The 1,970-nt window shown below is 32.0% G+C and carries 2 protein-coding genes and 2 pseudogenes; 2 read left to right on the top strand and 2 right to left on the bottom strand.

Annotated elements, in window-relative coordinates:
- The coding region (locus VXQ92_RS16245) for a MerR family DNA-binding protein (RefSeq protein ID WP_416682528.1) at positions 1-293 on the top strand (293 nt) is incomplete at its 5' end.
- Positions 294-341: 48 nt separating this feature from the next.
- Positions 342-524 (top strand): annotated as a pseudogene (locus VXQ92_RS16250) (PhzF family phenazine biosynthesis protein); the annotation flags it as partial.
- 196 nt (positions 525-720) lie between these two features.
- Here VXQ92_RS16250 and VXQ92_RS16255 read toward each other — a convergent pair.
- Together VXQ92_RS16255 and VXQ92_RS16260 are read right to left on the bottom strand one after the other, a co-directional pair.
- Positions 721-1,059, bottom strand: a complete 339-nt coding sequence (locus tag VXQ92_RS16255; protein ID WP_106440146.1) for a hypothetical protein — start codon at positions 1,057-1,059, stop codon at positions 721-723.
- A 169-nt stretch (positions 1,060-1,228) separates the two neighbouring features.
- Positions 1,229-1,970, bottom strand: a pseudogene (locus VXQ92_RS16260) (peptide synthetase); the annotation flags it as partial.

Here is a 1,970-nt window from a genome sequence, read left to right on the forward strand (position 1 = left end):
ATGAACAGAAAATTAAATTAATTATATGTTTGAAAAATATTGGATTTACTCTAGAAGAGATCAAACAACTCATTGAACTTGGAACAAAACCTCCTTCTGAAGAGTGCAATATTATCTCCAATCAATTGATTGATAAAAAAATAGAGTTGCTTAGTCAGCAAATTAAGTTGTTTGAATATGGAAAAGATACTCTTCAAGAGGTAAAAAAACATATTAAAGATAATTCTTTTGTCAAAAATCAGGACAAAATTCAAGATATGATTGAAACCTTGTACAAGCTTTCAAAAAATTAAATAGAGAAATACTGATATTTATCAGAATACAATGAATAGGAAATTATAATGAAAATGTATCAGGTAGATGCTTTTACTGATCAGTTATTTTCAGGAAACCCAGCTGCAGTCGTAATTACTAAACAATGGTTAGATGTAGAAATAATGCAAAATATTGCCATTGAGAATAATTTATCCGAAACAAGTTTTGCTCGTAAAATTGATGAGTTAGTCTTCACACTTAACTTTTTTATGTATCAATAAAAAACTAAACCTTTATCAACCAAATTACCTGATAGGACTTCTTTTTCTACTATCCATAGTTAAATTTATAGATTTTTTTATAAGGAAGTTCCCAAGTGAAAGGCATAGTAGTTAACTTCATATATTTTTATATATACTCATTATTATAGATACTTAACTCATTTCGTATAAGGTGTATTGATTTTTAGGAAAATTCAAAAACATTTAGGCCCAAGATAGATTCTCTAAAGGGATCAAAAAGAATTTTTTCATTACACTCAATAGCTTTTTCTAAAAAGCTTATTATTTTAGAAATTTCAACTATAAACGCTGGATAAATTTCGATAAGTTTTTTAAATTCGTTAATTAATTGATAAATCTGTCTATCACTATATAAATCGTAATCTACATATGAAAGATCAGAAATAAGTGGAAATGTTTCCTTATCAAAAATTGAAACTAAAATATCTGCAAATTCTTTTTGTATTTGGTAGGCGAATAGAGATTCACCTTTTTCCATAGAGTTAAATGTCCAAATATGCATTAAATACATTCTTAATTTTTTTCCTAAAGCTTTCTGATTTTCATAATTTTACATCAATATCTTATTATATATTTAATATATTAGACATTAATGAATGTATAATATTACTAAAGCTTAGCTACAAAAAAGCCCCTGTTTCTACAGAGGCTTTTTTCAATTCAACAATTTATTATTTATGAACCCAAGGCACAGCCGGGGAACCAATCCATGCAGATTTAGCCGGAATATTTTCACCTTTCATGACCAGTGTTAATGGACCTAACACAGCATGATTGCTCACGTTTGCGTTATATAAAATAATACTGCGCGCATTGACCACTACATCATGCCCCACGTTCACTTGCCCGATTTTCATAATACGGTCTTCAAACAAGTGAGTTTGTGGGCCTGAAAAGCTATTAAACTCGGCACGGTCACCAATGCTGACACAGTCGAACTCGGTAATATCAGCCGTATCCATATAAACATCTTTACCAATACGAACCCCTAAAATACGCAAGAAGAATGGCAACATTGGTGTTCCTCTTAAGTAGTTTAAGAAGTTAGGAATCGCAACTGATTCATATAAGCTGGTAATCCCTTCACTTAACCATACAAACATGGTCCACATAGGTGCCGAACGCGGTTGATAGCGACCAATCAAAATCCACTTTAATAGCGCAACAATAAGGAAACAGCCAACACCATAAAGCAGCCCTGCAAGCGTTAATGCAACCAGTCCTGTCTCAATATTGTAGTTATTAATCACATCAATAACGTCTAGTACGATCATATACCCCACCCCAATCGCAAGTGCGGCTGGCAATACAATACGAAGCCCTTCAATAAAACCACGCATTAAACGGCGCTTAATACTTGGTTTAAAGGTTAAATGGTCAGGATATTTTTCAGCAGCTTCACGTGCAGGTAAC

The sequence above is a fragment of the Acinetobacter sp. 228 genome (assembly GCF_048147885.1).